We start from the raw sequence: 15694 nt of genomic DNA, 5'->3' as shown, positions 1-15694 counted from the left end.
TAAAGCGATTGGTCCCTGTGTATGAAAATGATCAATCATACATAAAGGAGAAATCAATGAAAACAGTAAAAGAAAGATTAGTTGTAGCTTTGCAGCTTCCTGTAAAAGAAACTTTGGCATTCTACAATAGTGCCTTTCGAGGCCTGACAGAAGAGCAGGTCGAAGAAAATCGGGACCTCTATGGGGAAAATATCATCACGAAGGGTCAGGAAGACTCCATTTTTAAGAAGATTTACGAGTCTATTATTAACCCTTTTACGGTTATTTTGCTAGTGATTGCTCTGGTGTCCTTAGTGACAAATGTTTGGCTGGCCAAGCCTGGAGAGGAGGATCCAACGACTTCCATCATCATTGTCGTTCTGGTGCTGATTTCTGGAGGCATTCGTTTTATTCAGGAATTGCGGAGCGACCGCGCTGCTAGCAATTTGTCTCGTCTGATTGTCAACACAGCTACGGTTATCCGAGAAGGAGCAGAGCAGGAACTTCCGATTGATGAGCTTGTTGTAGGAGACATCATCAAGCTTAGTGCCGGAGACATGATTCCTGCAGATATACTGCTGCTGGACTCGCGTGATTTCTTTGTTCAGCAGTCCGGTCTGACAGGGGAAAGTGATGCAGTAGAAAAGCTCTGTTTGAACAAGGCGGATGGGCAAAACTTTGATAGCCTTTTAGAAACAGAGTCGCTGGCCTTTATGGGAACCAACGTTATTTCCGGGAGAGCTACAGCTCTGGTGCTGGTGGTTGGTGACGAGACCATGATGGGAGCTATTGAGCAGACGCTGAATACCTACGATGAGCCGACCTCTTTTGAGCGCGAGATGAATAGCATTTCTTGGCTCTTGATTCGTTTGATGCTGGTCATGGTGCCAGTTGTCTTCTTCATCAACGGTCTGACAGACGGCGACTGGTTGGAAGCAGGTGTCTTTGCCCTTAGCGTTGGTGTCGGCCTGACGCCAGAAATGCTGCCGATGATTATCACGGCGAGCTTAGCCAAAGGATCCATTATCATGGCTCAGGAAAAGGTCGTGATTAAAAAGCTGAATGCCATCCAAGACCTAGGAGCTATTGATATCCTCTGTACGGATAAGACGGGGACACTAACCCAAGACGAGATTGTGTTAGAATATCCGCTGGATATTCACGGCGATTTGGACTTGGCAGTGCTCCGTCGTGCCTTTCTCAATTCCTATTATCAAACGGGCCTTAAAAATCTCATGGATCGGGCTATTATCAACCGAACGGAGAAAGAAGCAGAAAAGCATGAGATTGTCCGTGATTTGGACCAAACCTTTAAGAAAATTGATGAACTCCCCTTTGACTTTGAACGCCGCCGCATGAGCGTCATTGTCAAGGATGATGAAAATATCATCAGTATGGTGACCAAGGGAGCCTTGGAGGAAATGCTGTCTATCTCTAGCTATGTAGAATACAAGAATCGCATTACGGAACTGACTGAGGAGATTCGTCAGGAAATCCTTGCGGAAGTGGCCCAACTCAATGAGCAAGGGCTGCGCGTGCTTGGTGTTAGCTACAAGTCAGACTTAGAAGAAGATTACGCCTTTGAAGTTGAGGATGAGTCCGATATGATTTTGACGGGCTATCTGGCTTTTCTGGATCCGCCTAAGCCATCTGCAGCGCCAGCTATTGAAACCTTGGCTGAGTACGGCGTTGCCACTAAGATTTTGACGGGTGATAATGAGAAGGTAACTCAGGCAGTTTGTGAGAAGGTTGGCCTAGATGTAGACAATATCTTACTAGGCGTAGAGGTAGATGCCCTGTCTGATGAGGAATTGAGCCAGGCAGTGGAGAATACAACAGTCTTTGCTAAACTCTCACCTGACCAAAAAGCTCGTATTATCCTCCAGCTCAAAACCAATGGCCACAAGATCGGCTACATGGGCGATGGCATCAATGATGCGCCTTCTATGAAAGTAGCAGATGTGGGTATTTCTGTTGATACGGCTGTCGATATTGCCAAGGAAACGGCGGATGTCATCCTGCTAGACAAGGACCTTATGGTTCTGGAGAAAGGGCTGGTAGAAGGTCGCAAGGTCTATGCCAACATGACCAAGTATATCAAGATGACGGTCAGTTCCAATTTTGGGAATATTTTTTCTCTTCTCTTTGCTAGCATCTTTCTGCCTTTTCTGCCTATGGCACCAGTTCATTTGATTGTCCTCAATCTGGTTTATGACTGGTCTTGTATAGCTCTGCCCTTTGATAACGTGGACAGGGAATTTCTCAAAAGACCTCATATCTGGTCAGCCAGTTCCATTACGCGCTTTATGGCTTGGATTGGACCAATTTCATCCGTTTTTGATGTTTTGACCTATCTGGTGCTCTACTTTATTATTGTGCCTATGTTGACCGGTGGAAATTATCAAGCTGGTACTGAACAGGCAGTGATCTTTATCACTCTTTTCCAAACAGGGTGGTTTATTGAGTCTATGTGGACCCAGACCATGGTTATCTACATGCTGCGTTCGCCTAAGCTGCCTTTTGTGCAAAGTCGTCCTGCTTTGTCCCTTATTGTGACGACCATGGCGGCTGCGCTCTTTGTCACTTCCTTACCATACAGCCTCTTTGCGTCTGTCCTGAAGACAGCTCCGCTGAATGGCACATATTTCCTTTTCCTCTTCTTGATAATTGTGCTTTATATGTTTAGCGTAACCTTTGTTAAACATTTCTATATCAAGCGCTACAGAGAATGGCTGTAAAGCAAATAAAATCTTTAAGAAGGTTTGCTTATGGCAAGCCTTTTCAATATTTTTTTGATATAATAAGACGAATAAATTGAAAGAAGGAAATCCAATCATGGGAAAACTTGAAGTTATCGCTCATCCACTTATTCAGCATAAACTGTCTATCTTGCGCCGTACAGATACCTCTACCAAGGCTTTTCGCGAATTAGTAGATGAAATTGCTATGTTGATGGGATACGAAGTGTTGCGCGATTTACCACTTGAAGATGTAGAAATTGAAACACCAATTACGAAAACCGTTCAAAAGCAGATTGCAGGGAAAAAATTGGCCATCGTACCAATCTTGCGCGCAGGTATTGGCATGGTGGATGGCCTTCTGAGTTTGGTTCCAGCAGCTAAAGTTGGTCACATTGGAATGTACCGTGATGAAGAAACCTTGAAGCCGGTTGAATATCTGGTGAAGCTGCCAGAAGATATTGACCGACGTCAGATTTTCGTTGTAGATCCAATGCTAGCTACTGGTGGTTCTGCTATCTTGGCGGTGGACTCTCTGAAGAAACGTGGTGCTAGCAATATTACATTTGTCTGCTTGGTGTCTGCTCCAGAAGGTGTCAAAGCTTTGCAGGAAGCTCATCCAGATGTGGATATTTTCACGGCTGCCCTCGATGATCACCTCAATGAACACGGCTACATCGTTCCAGGTCTGGGAGATGCGGGAGATCGTCTTTTTGGTACAAAATAGAAATTCTAGTTTGTAATAGGAAAGTCCAGCCAATCCAGTGGATTTGTGCTTTCCAAACCAAAGATAATCACAGCTTTGTTCTCTGTCATCCGACAGATAAAGCAAATATTTGACCTTTTTTGACCAAAAAGCTATAATAATGAATAGATTGAAATAAGGAGAAAATATTCATGATTCCTGTAGTTATTGAACAAACCAGCCGTGGTGAGCGTTCTTATGACATTTACTCACGCCTTTTAAAAGACCGTATTATTATGCTGACAGGTCCCGTTGAGGACAATATGGCTAATTCTATCATTGCTCAGTTGCTTTTTTTGGATGCTCAGGACAATACCAAAGACATTTACCTTTACGTTAATACGCCGGGTGGATCCGTTTCTGCTGGTTTAGCTATTGTCGATACGATGAACTTCATCAAATCAGACGTGCAAACTATTGTTATGGGAATGGCAGCTAGCATGGGAACCATTATTGCTTCTAGCGGTACCAAGGGGAAACGCTTCATGCTTCCGAATGCAGAATACATGATTCACCAGCCAATGGGTGGCACTGGCGGTGGTACCCAGCAAACAGATATGGCGATTGCAGCTGAGCATTTGCTTAAGACTCGGAAGACCTTAGAGCAAATCCTAGCTGACAATTCTGGAAAATCTGTTGAGCAAGTTCATAAAGATGCTGAGCGGGATTATTGGATGAGTGCCCAAGAAACTCTAGAATACGGTTTTATTGACGAAATTATGGCAAATAACAACTTAAGTTAGTCAATCTACTTAATCTGTTTTGAAAAAAATGCTCCGTAAGGGCATTTTTTTTGATATAATCAATAGAGCAAGTAGAACGAAAAATAAAAGAGAGGAGTTTTATGTTTACAAAAGAGGAAAGAATAGGCTTAATTATCTACCTTTATTATAATCGCGATGTTAAAAAATTAGAAGATGTTGGCGATATTGTGTATCATTCTAAAAAGCACCGTTATCTTCAATTGTATGTTCATAAAGAGCATGCTGATGAACTAAAAAAACGTTTGTCAAAGGAAAGATATATTAAAAGAATCCGATTTTGTCATATTAAAGATCTAGATACCGATTTTGTTGGTAGCCTCCATAGGAGTCAAGAAAACGCTATTATTTAAAAAATAGTTTATTTGGGTTGACAATTGTCAGATAATTCGGTATATTCTTACTATATCATTTGCAAATAACAAAATAGAGGAGAATTATTATGAAGAAAAAATTTGCACTTTCTCTTGTAGCTTTTGCTAGTGCTGCACTTTTAGCAGCCTGTGGTGAGGTTTCGACAAACAACTCATCCGCTACTGGAACAGAAATCGGTAATACACTTAAGTTCGGTTTCAACTTTGAAGAAACTGGAGCTGTAGCAGCTTACGGTACTGCAGAACAACACGGTGCTCAGCTTGCTGTTGATGAAATCAACGCAGCTGGCGGTGTAGATGGCAAGAAGATCGAAGTCACTGATAAAGATAATAAATCAGAAACAGCAGAAGCAGCTACTATTTCTACAAGCTTGGCGACTCAAGATAAGGTGAATACAATCATCGGTCCTGCGACTTCAGGTGGGGTTGCGGCTGCAATTGCAAATGCTGGTAAAGCTGGTGTGCCTTTGGTAACACCAAGTGCTACACAGGATGATTTGACTAAAAACCAAGACTATCTGTTTCGTGCAACTTTTATAGATGGTTATCAAGGTAAAATCATTTCTAAGTATGTAACTGAAAACTTGAAAGCTAAGAAAGTTGTTCTCTATTATGACAACTCAAGCGACTACGCTAAAGGAATGGCTGAAGCCTTCAAGAAAGAATACAAGGGTGAAATCGTTGCGACAGAAACTTTCGCTTCTGGTGACTCAGATTTCCAAGCTGCTTTGACAAAAATCAAAGGCAAAGAATTTGATGCACTGGTTGTGCCAGGTTACTACACAGAAGCTGGTAAATTGGTGAACCAAGCGCGTGGTTTGGGTATCACTCAAACAATCGTTGGACCAGACGGATTTAGCGATGCTAAGTTTGTAGAGCAAGCAACTCCAGCAGCAGCAACTAATGTTTATTATGTATCTGGTTTCTCAACTTCAGGTGACATGACAGATAAAGCGAAGAAATTCGTTGAAGCCTACAAAGCTAAGTACAATGAAGAACCTTCTATGTTTGCAGCGCTCTCATATGATGCAGTTTACATGGCAGCAGAAGCATCTAAGGGTGCAAAAACATCTGTAGATATTAAAGATAACCTTGCTAAGTTAAAAGACTTTGAAGGAGTTACTGGATCCATTACCATTGATAAAGATCACAACCCTGTTAAGACAGCCTTGATGATCGGTTTGAAAGATGGTAAAGTAGATACTGTTGAGACAGTTAAACCTGAATAAAGGGTCTGAGGCTGGGAGCATTCCCAGTCTTTGGCTTGTTTATTACTTGCTTATGATGTTTGAGTAGGGACGGCAAGACAAGGCTTCGTCTGAGATTGTTGTTTCTGCTCTTATTTTATATTAGAAAGAGTGGTGTGGAATGCTCGAACAATTTCTTCAGCAGCTAGCCAATGGATTGATTTTGGGGAGTGTTTATGCGCTTCTGGCCTTGGGTTATACCATGGTTTACGGGATTATCAAATTGATCAATTTCGCGCATGGGGACATTTATATGATCGGTGCTTTCATGGGATATTACCTGATTAACACCCTTCACCTGAATTTCTTTGTGGCCCTTATTTTATCTATGGTTGGAACAGCTATCCTCGGTGTAGTGATTGAGTTTTTAGCCTATCGACCGCTACGCAATTCGACACGGATTGCAGCCTTGATTACGGCGATTGGGGTTTCTTTCCTTTTGGAATACGGCATGGTCTTCTTTGTAGGTGCCAATACTCGTTCCTTCCCTCAGGTGATTGAAACGGTGCGTTATACAGTCGGACCAGTTTCGATTTCCAATATCCAACTTATGATTTTGGGTATTTCGATTTTACTCATGGTTGGTTTGCAGTTTATCGTGCAAAAAACCAAAATGGGGAAAGCCATGCGGGCTGTTTCCGTGGATAGCGACGCTGCCCAACTGATGGGAATCAATGTCAATCGTACGATTAGCTTTACTTTTGCCTTAGGTTCAGCCTTGGCAGGAGCTGCTGGCGTCCTGATTGCCCTTTACTACAATTCACTTGAGCCACTAATGGGAATGACACCGGGTATCAAATCTTTCGTTGCGGCAGTTTTGGGCGGAATCGGTATCATCCCAGGGGCGGCTTTAGGTGGTTTTGTAATCGGTCTGTTGGAAACTTTTGCAACAGCAGTTGGACTGTCAGATTTCCGGGATGCGATTGTGTATGCTATCTTGATTGTTATTCTATTGGTTCGTCCTGCTGGTATTCTAGGTAAAAACGTGAAAGAGAAGGTGTAATGTATGAAAAAGAATTTAAAAGTAAATGCGTTATGGCTTGCTCTAATCGTCGCTGGATACGGTTTGATGACAGTGCTTGCCAGTGCAGGTATCTTGAATCCTTTTTATCTGCAAATTTTTGAGCAGATTGGGATTAATATTATTTTGGCTGTCGGGCTCAATCTCATCGTTGGTTTCTCTGGACAATTCTCACTCGGTCATGCTGGTTTCATGGCAATTGGTGCCTATGCAGTAGCTATTATGGGTTCAAAATCACCGACCTACGGAGCTTTCTTTATTGCCATGTTGGTCGGAGCTGTGATTGCTGGAGCTGTGGCACTACTTGTCGGTGTTCCTACTCTTCGATTAAAGGGAGATTACTTGGCAATTGCGACGTTGGGTGTTTCTGAAATTATTCGGATTTTGATTGTCAATGGAGGCGAATTGACCAATGGTGCAGCAGGTATCCTGTCTATTCCTCCATTTACATCTTGGCAGATGGTTTATGTCTTTGTAGTGATTACGACTATTTTGACCCTCAACTTTCTCCGCAGTCCTATCGGGCGCAGCACCCTGTCTGTTCGTGAGGACGAGATTGCAGCAGAATCTGTCGGTGTCAATACAACAAAAATTAAAGTGCTTGCTTTTGTTTTCGGAGCTATCACAGCCTCTATCGCAGGCTCTCTGCAGGCAGGGTTCGTTGGTTCTGTTGTACCAAAAGATTATTCTTTCATCAATACGATTAACGTTTTGATTATCGTCGTTTTTGGTGGTCTCGGGTCAATGACTGGAACAATTGTAGCTGCGGTGGTACTGGGTATCCTCAATATGCTTTTGCAAGATATTTCTAGCGTCCGGATGATTGTTTACTCACTGGCCTTGATTTTGGTGATGATTTTCCGTCCAGGAGGCTTGCTGGGTACTTGGGAACTGAGCCTGTCTAAGCTCTTTAAAAAGAATAAGGAGGTCAAAGAATAATGGCGCTTCTTGATGTACAAAAATTAACCAAAAATTTCGGAGGACTGACGGCTGTTAGCGATGTAAGTCTGGAATTGAACGAGGGAGAACTGGTCGGTCTTATCGGTCCTAACGGTGCTGGGAAAACAACTCTTTTCAACCTTTTGACAGGCGTCTACGAGCCGAGTGAGGGAACGGTCACTTTGGACGGGCATTTGCTGAATGGCAAGGCACCTTACAAAATTGCAACTCTGGGTCTCAGCCGGACATTCCAAAATATTCGTCTTTTTAAAGATTTGACAGTGTTGGATAATGTGTTGATTGCTTTTGGTAATCACCATAAACCTCATGTATTGGCTTCTTTCTTCCGCCTTCCGGCATTTTATAAAAATGAAAAAGAATTGAAAGCGAAAGCTTTGGAGTTGCTGGCCATCTTTGACTTGGATAAGGAAGCAGAAACCTTGGCTAAAAATTTGGCCTACGGTCAGCAACGTCGTCTGGAGATTGTTCGGGCGCTTGCTACAGAGCCTAAGATTCTCTTTTTGGATGAGCCAGCAGCTGGGATGAATCCACAGGAAACAGCTGAGCTGACTGCCCTGATTCGTCGGATTAAAAATGAATTTAACATTACCATCATGCTGATTGAGCATGATATGAGTCTGGTTATGGAAGTGACCGAGCGCATTTATGTGCTGGAATACGGCCGCTTGATTGCCCACGGGACACCAGATGAGATTAAGAATGACAAGCGCGTTATTGAAGCTTATCTAGGAGGTGAAGCCTAATGTCCATGCTCAAAGTTGAAAATCTATCCGTCCACTACGGCATGATTCAGGCTGTCCGTGATGTCAGCTTTGAAGTCAACGAAGGAGAAGTCGTTTCGCTTATTGGTGCCAATGGTGCTGGGAAAACGACCATCCTCCGCACGATTTCTGGCTTGGTTCGCCCAAGTGCGGGAAAGATTGAATTTTTAGGCAATGAAATTCAAAAAGTACCCGCCCAAAAAATTGTAGCGGCTGGGCTTTCACAGGTTCCAGAAGGGCGCCATGTTTTTCCAGGCCTGACCGTTTTGGAAAATCTTGAAATGGGAGCTTTTCTTAAGAAAAATCGGGAAGAAAACCAAGCTAATCTCAAAAAAGTCTTTTCTCGTTTCCCACGCTTGGAAGAGCGAAAAAATCAAGATGCAGCGACTCTTTCTGGTGGTGAGCAACAAATGCTGGCTATGGGCCGAGCGCTCATGTCTACACCCAAGCTCTTGCTTCTGGATGAGCCGTCAATGGGGCTGGCTCCTATCTTCATTCAAGAAATCTTTGACATCATTCAAGATATCCAAAAGCAGGGAACAACTGTACTTTTGATCGAGCAAAATGCCAATAAAGCCTTATCTATTGCTGACAGAGGCTATGTCCTTGAAACTGGGGAAGTCGTCCTTTCAGGCACAGGACAAGAACTCCTGACTTCCGATGAAGTCCGCAAAGCATACTTAGGTGGCTGAAACAATCTGGGAGATTGTTTCAGGTTGCAGATAGGAACTCGTGATAGTGAGTTTTCGCTTATTAAGGTCCAGTGGACCTTTTTAAGTTGCGTATAAAGAAAACAAAGTTTTCGTCAAAATTTCCGGGTGATTGTTTCAGGTTACAGGTGGGAACTCGCGATAGCGAGTTTTCGTTAATTAAGATCCAGTGGACCTTTTTTAGTTGTTGTCAGAATGAATCTACTTATTTATATAATCTGAGAGACATTTTTAGGTTGCAGATAAGAAGTTTTGCTAACAACTTTACGTTTTTAAAGGCCAACTGGGCCTTTTTAAGTTGCAGATAGAAACTCGCAATAGCGAGTTTTCTTTGTTTGAAACTTCCATGAATTTTTAAAGTGTTGGTTAAGAAACTGATGCAACAGTTTCTCATTAGTCTTTTCCTAAATCTATTTCTTCATTTTAAGTATTGGGTGAAAATATGATAAAATATGGGAGAAGGAAAACTGCTCTGGTTTAAATGCAGACTCAGACTTTCTTCAAAAAGATTTGGAGCGAAAATCCAAGGAATACGAGGCGCTTGTTGCGGGTGATTGGCGAGATACAGAGCAATTTTAGTTTCTGAAATGAAAAAGGGTGATGTTTTCAGGTTGGCTTGACGAATTTATCTTGCGGAATCCAAATTCAGATGCAGAAGTTATGAGTGGAAAAAGCCTCTTAGTATCCAGATTTAGGTACTTTATTATTGAACTATCTTGAAAACTTGGGACGGCAATATGGAATGGGGAGTCTTTTCGTGGCGCCCGTATCCATATATGCACCGACTTTTTATGTTAAGCAGAGATATGAGGAGATAGGTCGAGTTTCTTTGACTGATATGATAGAGTAGGGAATATTTGTTTTCGAAAATATTTAAAATAAGTTGTAGAGGATTGAAAATGAAAATAGTCAGTGACAATCTTTTGAAAAAGGTTATTATAAATCGGCCGCCAGAGAGCCATAAAGGAGACTATGGTCGCCTGCTCTTGATTGGCGGAACCTATCCCTATGGCGGAGCTATTATCATGGCTGCCTTAGCCGCAGTAGGCAGCGGAGCTGGTCTGGTGACAGTTGCGACTGAACGGGAGAATATTTCCGCCCTCCATGCTCATCTGCCAGAAGCAATGGCCTTTGATTTGCGGGAGCAAGAGCGGCTGATGGAGCAGATTCGTAAGGCAAGTGTGATTTTAATCGGTCCGGGTTTGGCTGAGAACCCTTTAGAGAAGTTAGTATTGCAGCTGGTTTTGAATCTTGTGGACAAACGACAAATATTGATTATGGATGGTGGTGCCATCTCGCTTTTTGCCAAGCAAGCTCTGCCCTTTCCAAGCTCCCAGATAATCTTTACTCCTCATCAAAAAGAGTGGGAAATCTTGTCTGGCTTGCCTATCGAGTCACAAGATGAGACATCCAGTCAAAAAGCTGTTGACCAATTTTCTGAAGGTACTATAGTTGTTCAGAAAGGCAATAGAACACGAGTTTTTCAGAGTGGGATAAAAGACTTTTATCAGCTGCAGGTTGGTGGCCCCTATCAGGCGACTGGTGGGATGGGAGATACCTTGGCAGGGATGATTGCTGGTTTTGCAGGACAATTTCAGCAGGCTTCACTTTTTGAACGGGTAACGTCTGCAACCCACCTGCATTCAGCCATCGCGGATGAATTAGCCGAGGAGGCCTATGTCGTTTTACCGACGGAGATTAGTCGGGCAATCCCAAGATGGATGAAGAAAATCTGTCCGTAGATTTTTTCATCAGTGAATTTTAATCTTAGTTGTTCCTTAAGCTGGGTTCTATTTAGAAAGTCCCAGCTTTTTAGCTTTTCAAGACATTTTTGGGGTTTGAAATCGGTTTTTTATACAGTTTTTTGTTATAATAAAAGTTACGAAAACATGAGGAAATAGAAAGGAGGAGGCATGCCAGATTATTTATCGGTTTCGACTTTGACCCGTTATCTGAAGATGAAGTTTGACCGAGACCCTTATCTAGAACGGGTCTATCTGACTGGTCAGGTCTCCAATTTTCGTAAGCGCCCCACCCACCAGTATTTTTCGCTTAAGGATGAGAAGGCAGTCATTCAGGCGACTATCTGGTCTGGTGTGTATAAAAAGCTGGGCTTTGAGTTAGAAGAAGGGATGAAGGTTAATGTCATTGGCCGTGTTCAGCTCTATGAGCCCAGCGGTTCTTATTCGATTGTTATTGAAAAGGCTGAACCAGACGGCATTGGCGCCTTGGCTGTTCAGTTCGAGCAACTTAAAAAAAAGCTGGGAGAAGAAGGACTCTTTCAAGATAAATTTAAACAAGCTTTACCCCAGTTTCCTAAGAAAATTGGGGTGGTGACCAGTCCTAGCGGAGCTGTCATCCGAGATATCATCACGACAGTCAGCCGCCGTTTTCCTGGCGTGGACATCTTGCTTTATCCGACCAAGGTTCAGGGAGAGGGAGCTGCTGCTGAGGTGGCAGCCAATATTCGTCGGACCAATGAACGAGAGGACTTGGATGTTTTGATTATAGGCCGAGGTGGAGGGTCGATTGAGGATCTTTGGGCTTTTAATGAAGAAGTAGTGGTACGGGCTATATTTGAGTCTCAGCTTCCTATTATTTCCAGTGTGGGGCATGAAACGGATACGACTCTGGCTGACTTTGTGGCAGACCGACGAGCAGCAACCCCCACAGCAGCAGCTGAATTGGCGACACCAGTCACCAAGCTGGATCTTCTGGGGCATTTGAGTCAGCAGCAAAATCGTCTGGCAAATGCAGCTTCAAATCGTCTGTCCTACCAGCGAGAACGCTTGCACAAGCTGGCTTCGTCTGTTGTTTTTCGGCAGCCAGAACGGCTCTATGATGGCTATCTGCAAAAGTTAGACCAACTTATTCTGCGTTTAAAGCAAAAAATTCGCGAATATTATAGTGAAGAAGTCCAGCAGGTCAAGATTCTCTGGCACCGCTTAGAGTCTCTGTCACCTCTGCGGCAGGTGCAGCGCTATCAGGAGCAGGTTCACCAGCAGGAACGCTTGTTGCGTAGTAATATGGCGGTTATCTATGATCACAAGGTGGCTGAAGCCAAGCGGCTGTCAGATGCGTTGCTCATGCTGGATACCAGTCGCATTGTGGCGCGGGGCTACGCTATTATCCAAAAAAATGAAACAGTAATCGAGTCCAGTCAGGATATCAAGGAGAAGGACCAGCTGACTCTGCTCATGCGAGATGGCCAGGTCAAAGTTGAGGTAAAAGATGTCAAAAGACAAAAAATTTGAAGAAAATTTAGCTGATTTGGAAGCCATTGTACAGAAGTTGGAAAATGGAGATGTGGCCTTGGAAGAGGCAATCGCCGAATTTCAGAAGGGTATGCAGTTGTCTAAAGAGCTGCAAAAGACGCTAGATCAGGCAGAAAAGACCTTGGTCAAGGTCATGCAGGCTGATGGCACAGAAACGGATATGGAATGACAAGAGAGTTTAAAATCAGGCAAATTGGCCTGACGATTCAAGATTTTTATCAGAGCAAGGAAGTGTCATCGGATTTGACAGAGACCATTCTCTATTCTGTCGAGGCCGGTGGCAAGCGGATTCGCCCTCTCTTGCTTTTGGAGTTGCTGGAGGGCTTTGGTCTGGAATTGACTCCCGCTCACTTTCAGGTGGCGGCAGCCTTAGAGATGATTCACACTGGTAGTTTGATTCATGATGATCTGCCGGCTATGGATAATGATGACTACCGCCGAGGCCGTCTGACCAGCCACAAGAAATTCGGGGAGGATATGGCCATTTTAGCGGGGGATTCTCTCTTTTTGGATCCTTATGGTTTGGTGGCAATGGCAGAGCTCCCTAGTCAGGTCAAGGTGGAGCTGATAGCAGAGCTGTCTCTGGCAGCTGGATCCTTTGGTATGGTGGCCGGACAGGTTTTGGATATGCAGGGAGAAGGTCGCAAGTTGACCATGGACCAGCTCCAAGCCATCCATGATAATAAAACAGGCAAACTCCTAGCTTATCCTTTTGTAGCGGCGGGCATTATTGCTCAGGCCAGTCAGTCTGTCCTAGGGAAGCTCCGTCAAGCGGGAGAACTCTTGGGTTTGGCTTTTCAGGTACGGGATGACATTTTAGATGTGACAGCTAGTTTTGAGCAGATTGGCAAGACACCGCAGAAGGATCTGGCGGTTGAGAAATCGACCTATCCAGCTTTACTAGGTTTAGATGGAGCCAGAGCCTTTTTCGATGAAACACTGGAACAAGCAAAAAACCTGCTGGAGCAACTAGAAACAGAAAGTGATTTTTCAGCTGAAGAAATTCAAAAAATAATAGAAAGTTTGAGACTGGATGGCTAAGGAAAGAGTGGATGTACTGGCCTATCGGCAAGGCCTCTTTGAGACCCGAGAACAGGCCAAGCGCGGAGTGATGGCCGGCCTAGTCGTGGCGCTTGTGAATGGAGAACGCTTTGATAAACCGGGTGAAAAAATCGATGATGCAACAGAGCTCAAGCTCAAGGGAGAAAAGCTCAAGTATGTCAGTCGGGGCGGCCTAAAATTAGAAAAAGCCTTGCAAGTGTTTGGCCTTTCGGTGACAGACCGAGTGGCCTTGGATATTGGAGCTTCGACCGGCGGATTTACTGATGTCATGTTGCAGGCGGGAGCACGATTGGTCTACGCTGTTGATGTCGGCACCAACCAGTTAGCCTGGAAACTACGCCAAGACGAACGGGTCGTCAGCATGGAACAGTTCAATTTTCGCTATGCGGAGGCAGCTGATTTTGACTTTCGACCCAGCTTTGCCAGCATTGATGTCAGCTTTATCTCGCTCAGCTTGATTCTGCCGGCCCTCTATCAGATTTTAGAGGAGGGAGGTCAGGTCGTGGCCTTGATTAAGCCTCAGTTCGAGGCTGGTCGCGAGCAGATTGGCAAGAAGGGGATTATCAAGGACAAGAAAGTTCATTTAGCGGTGCTGGAGACCGTGACAGCCTTTATGTTGGAGGCAGGTTTTTCAGTTAAAGGTTTGGATTTTTCTCCGATTCAGGGCGGGCATGGCAATGTTGAATTTCTAGCCTTTCTGGAAAAAAGCGAGCAGCCGAAAAATGACTTGGAGAAAGACTTAGTTGCTGTCGTAGAGGCAGCCCACAAGGAATTTAAAGATGAAGAAGAAGGATAGATTAGAGAAAATCAGACGATTTGTCAGCGAGTTTGAGATTGGTACCCAGGAGGAAATTGTGGAACATCTCAGGGAGTCTGGTATTACAGCGACACAGGCAACGGTTTCACGAGACATCAAGGAGCTAGGGATTGTAAAAATCCCTTTTAAAGATAATACCTATATCTATGAGCTTCCCAAAACAGCGACCAATAGTCTGAAGTTGGCAGAAAATAATATTTTAGCCTGTCAAAATCTGGGAAATATGATTAATCTAACCTTGGTGCCAGGGAGTACTGCTGTAGTCAAACGCCATCTTAGTAAAGAATTTACTGAGGAAATTTTCAGCATCATTGCGGATAATGACAGTATTTTAGTCGTTGCAGTAAGTGAAAGTGCAGCCAAAAAAGTAACGGCTGAAATTGATAATTGGTAGGAAAGCCTATGTTATTAGAAATTTCGATTAAAAATTTTGCCATCATTGAAGAGATTTCTCTTAATTTTGAGCAGGGGATGACGGTTTTGACCGGGGAAACCGGAGCTGGAAAGTCTATTATTATTGACGCGATGAACATGATGCTGGGCAGTCGTGCGACGACGGATGTTATTCGTCATGGAGCGCCCAAAGCTGAGATAGAGGGGCTTTTTTCGCTGGAAAATAGCAGAGCTTTGCAAGAGATTTTTGAGGAGCAGGGCTGGGAGCTGACCGATGAGCTGATTATCCGTCGGGAAATTCTGCAAAACGGCCGCAGTGTCAGCCGTATCAATGGTCAGATGGTGAATCTGTCTGTTCTAAAGGCTGTCGGTCAGCACTTGGTTGATATCCATGGTCAGCACGATCAGGAAGAGTTGATGCGACCTCAGCTTCATATTGCTATGTTAGATGAGTTTGGCTCAGCAGACTTTTTAAATCTCAAAGGCCGCTATCAGGAGACCTTTGACCGCTATCGAAGTTTGCGCAAGCAAGTCCTGACTCTGCAGAAAAATCAGCAGGAGCATAAGGCCAGAATTGAGATGCTGGAGTTTCAGATGGCGGAGATTGAGAGCGCAGCCCTCAAAAGCGGTGAAGATACTGCCCTGCATCAGGAACGAGACCGTTTGCTCAACCACAAGCTCATTGCCGATACGCTGACCAATGCCTATACCATGCTGGATAATGAAGATTTTTCCAGCCTGACCAATGTCCGCTCAGCTATGAATGACCTTGAGTCTATCGAGGATTACGATCCAGCCTACAAGGAGCTTTCAGGCAGCTTGTCAGAGACTTATTATGTCTTGGAAGATGT

General features: G+C 44.0%; 16 protein-coding genes. All 16 read left to right on the top strand.

Annotated features, from left to right (window positions below; translation table 11 throughout):
* Positions 1 to 56 precede the first annotated feature (56 nt).
* Complete coding sequence (mgtA, locus tag STRDD04_RS01880) at positions 57 to 2717, top strand: magnesium-translocating P-type ATPase (protein ID WP_062198854.1); 2661 nt, start codon at positions 57 to 59, stop codon at positions 2715 to 2717.
* A 97-nt stretch (positions 2718 to 2814) separates the two neighbouring features.
* Positions 2815 to 3444: a uracil phosphoribosyltransferase gene (upp, locus tag STRDD04_RS01875; RefSeq protein ID WP_062198853.1), complete on the top strand. Its 630-nt coding sequence runs from the start codon at positions 2815 to 2817 to the stop codon at positions 3442 to 3444.
* A 170-nt stretch (positions 3445 to 3614) separates the two neighbouring features.
* A complete protein-coding gene (locus STRDD04_RS01870) occupies positions 3615 to 4205 on the top strand; it encodes an ATP-dependent Clp protease proteolytic subunit (RefSeq protein WP_062198851.1) in 591 nt (196 codons plus the stop codon).
* Between the two features lie 101 nt (positions 4206 to 4306).
* Positions 4307 to 4576 (top strand): DUF2129 domain-containing protein, encoded by a 270-nt coding sequence (locus STRDD04_RS01865; RefSeq protein ID WP_062198849.1) that lies wholly within the window; start codon positions 4307 to 4309, stop codon positions 4574 to 4576.
* Between the two features lie 89 nt (positions 4577 to 4665).
* A complete protein-coding gene (locus STRDD04_RS01860; protein WP_037614421.1) occupies positions 4666 to 5826 on the top strand; it encodes an ABC transporter substrate-binding protein in 1161 nt (386 codons plus the stop codon).
* 139 nt (positions 5827 to 5965) lie between these two features.
* A complete protein-coding gene (locus STRDD04_RS01855; protein ID WP_062198848.1) occupies positions 5966 to 6847 on the top strand; it encodes a branched-chain amino acid ABC transporter permease in 882 nt (293 codons plus the stop codon).
* A 3-nt stretch (positions 6848 to 6850) separates the two neighbouring features.
* Positions 6851 to 7804 (top strand): branched-chain amino acid ABC transporter permease, encoded by a 954-nt coding sequence (locus STRDD04_RS01850; protein WP_062198846.1) that lies wholly within the window; start codon positions 6851 to 6853, stop codon positions 7802 to 7804.
* Positions 7804 to 8568, top strand: coding sequence for an ABC transporter ATP-binding protein (locus STRDD04_RS01845; protein WP_062198844.1), 765 nt, complete (start codon positions 7804 to 7806; stop codon positions 8566 to 8568). Before STRDD04_RS01850 ends, STRDD04_RS01845 begins: the two co-directional genes overlap by 1 nt.
* On the top strand, positions 8568 to 9278 hold the full coding sequence (locus STRDD04_RS01840) for an ABC transporter ATP-binding protein (RefSeq protein ID WP_062198842.1): 711 nt from the start codon (positions 8568 to 8570) through the stop codon (positions 9276 to 9278). Before STRDD04_RS01845 ends, STRDD04_RS01840 begins: the two co-directional genes overlap by 1 nt.
* Before the next feature lie 917 nt (positions 9279 to 10195).
* Complete coding sequence (locus STRDD04_RS01830; RefSeq protein WP_062198838.1) at positions 10196 to 11038, top strand: NAD(P)H-hydrate dehydratase; 843 nt, start codon at positions 10196 to 10198, stop codon at positions 11036 to 11038.
* A 171-nt stretch (positions 11039 to 11209) separates the two neighbouring features.
* Positions 11210 to 12550 (top strand): exodeoxyribonuclease VII large subunit, encoded by a 1341-nt coding sequence (xseA, locus tag STRDD04_RS01825; RefSeq protein ID WP_062198836.1) that lies wholly within the window; start codon positions 11210 to 11212, stop codon positions 12548 to 12550.
* Complete coding sequence (locus STRDD04_RS01820; RefSeq protein ID WP_037614428.1) at positions 12528 to 12740, top strand: exodeoxyribonuclease VII small subunit; 213 nt, start codon at positions 12528 to 12530, stop codon at positions 12738 to 12740. The genes xseA and STRDD04_RS01820 overlap by 23 nt, the downstream gene beginning before the upstream one ends.
* A complete protein-coding gene (locus STRDD04_RS01815; protein WP_062198834.1) occupies positions 12737 to 13612 on the top strand; it encodes a polyprenyl synthetase family protein in 876 nt (291 codons plus the stop codon). Before STRDD04_RS01820 ends, STRDD04_RS01815 begins: the two co-directional genes overlap by 4 nt.
* Positions 13605 to 14429 (top strand): TlyA family RNA methyltransferase, encoded by an 825-nt coding sequence (locus STRDD04_RS01810; RefSeq protein WP_062198832.1) that lies wholly within the window; start codon positions 13605 to 13607, stop codon positions 14427 to 14429. The genes STRDD04_RS01815 and STRDD04_RS01810 overlap by 8 nt, the downstream gene beginning before the upstream one ends.
* Positions 14413 to 14844: an arginine repressor gene (locus STRDD04_RS01805; RefSeq protein ID WP_037614433.1), complete on the top strand. Its 432-nt coding sequence runs from the start codon at positions 14413 to 14415 to the stop codon at positions 14842 to 14844. Before STRDD04_RS01810 ends, STRDD04_RS01805 begins: the two co-directional genes overlap by 17 nt.
* 8 nt (positions 14845 to 14852) lie before the next feature.
* Positions 14853 to 15694 (top strand): AAA family ATPase (locus tag STRDD04_RS11315; RefSeq protein WP_231853865.1); only part of this gene is annotated, 842 nt, incomplete at its 3' end.

It is taken from the genome of Streptococcus sp. DD04 (genome assembly GCF_001578725.1).
In the GTDB taxonomy this organism is placed as follows: Bacteria; Bacillota; Bacilli; order Lactobacillales; family Streptococcaceae; genus Streptococcus; species Streptococcus sinensis.
Note: the sequence above shows the minus strand (reverse complement) of the source record. Positions and strands in the feature narration are given on the sequence as shown.

Coding starts and splice junctions, on each gene's coding strand:
- STRDD04_RS01865 (WP_062198849.1), top strand. CDS start 4,307: ATGTTTACAAAAGAGGAAAGAATAGGCTTAATTATCTACCTTTATTAT.
- STRDD04_RS01830 (WP_062198838.1), top strand. CDS start 10,196: ATGAAAATAGTCAGTGACAATCTTTTGAAAAAGGTTATTATAAATCGG.
- STRDD04_RS01820 (WP_037614428.1), top strand. CDS start 12,528: ATGTCAAAAGACAAAAAATTTGAAGAAAATTTAGCTGATTTGGAAGCC.
- mgtA (WP_062198854.1), top strand. CDS start 57: ATGAAAACAGTAAAAGAAAGATTAGTTGTAGCTTTGCAGCTTCCTGTA.
- upp (WP_062198853.1), top strand. CDS start 2,815: ATGGGAAAACTTGAAGTTATCGCTCATCCACTTATTCAGCATAAACTG.
- STRDD04_RS01845 (WP_062198844.1), top strand. CDS start 7,804: ATGGCGCTTCTTGATGTACAAAAATTAACCAAAAATTTCGGAGGACTG.
- STRDD04_RS01870 (WP_062198851.1), top strand. CDS start 3,615: ATGATTCCTGTAGTTATTGAACAAACCAGCCGTGGTGAGCGTTCTTAT.
- STRDD04_RS01850 (WP_062198846.1), top strand. CDS start 6,851: ATGAAAAAGAATTTAAAAGTAAATGCGTTATGGCTTGCTCTAATCGTC.
- STRDD04_RS01815 (WP_062198834.1), top strand. CDS start 12,737: ATGACAAGAGAGTTTAAAATCAGGCAAATTGGCCTGACGATTCAAGAT.
- STRDD04_RS01860 (WP_037614421.1), top strand. CDS start 4,666: ATGAAGAAAAAATTTGCACTTTCTCTTGTAGCTTTTGCTAGTGCTGCA.
- STRDD04_RS01840 (WP_062198842.1), top strand. CDS start 8,568: ATGTCCATGCTCAAAGTTGAAAATCTATCCGTCCACTACGGCATGATT.
- STRDD04_RS01855 (WP_062198848.1), top strand. CDS start 5,966: ATGCTCGAACAATTTCTTCAGCAGCTAGCCAATGGATTGATTTTGGGG.
- STRDD04_RS01810 (WP_062198832.1), top strand. CDS start 13,605: ATGGCTAAGGAAAGAGTGGATGTACTGGCCTATCGGCAAGGCCTCTTT.
- STRDD04_RS01805 (WP_037614433.1), top strand. CDS start 14,413: ATGAAGAAGAAGGATAGATTAGAGAAAATCAGACGATTTGTCAGCGAG.
- xseA (WP_062198836.1), top strand. CDS start 11,210: ATGCCAGATTATTTATCGGTTTCGACTTTGACCCGTTATCTGAAGATG.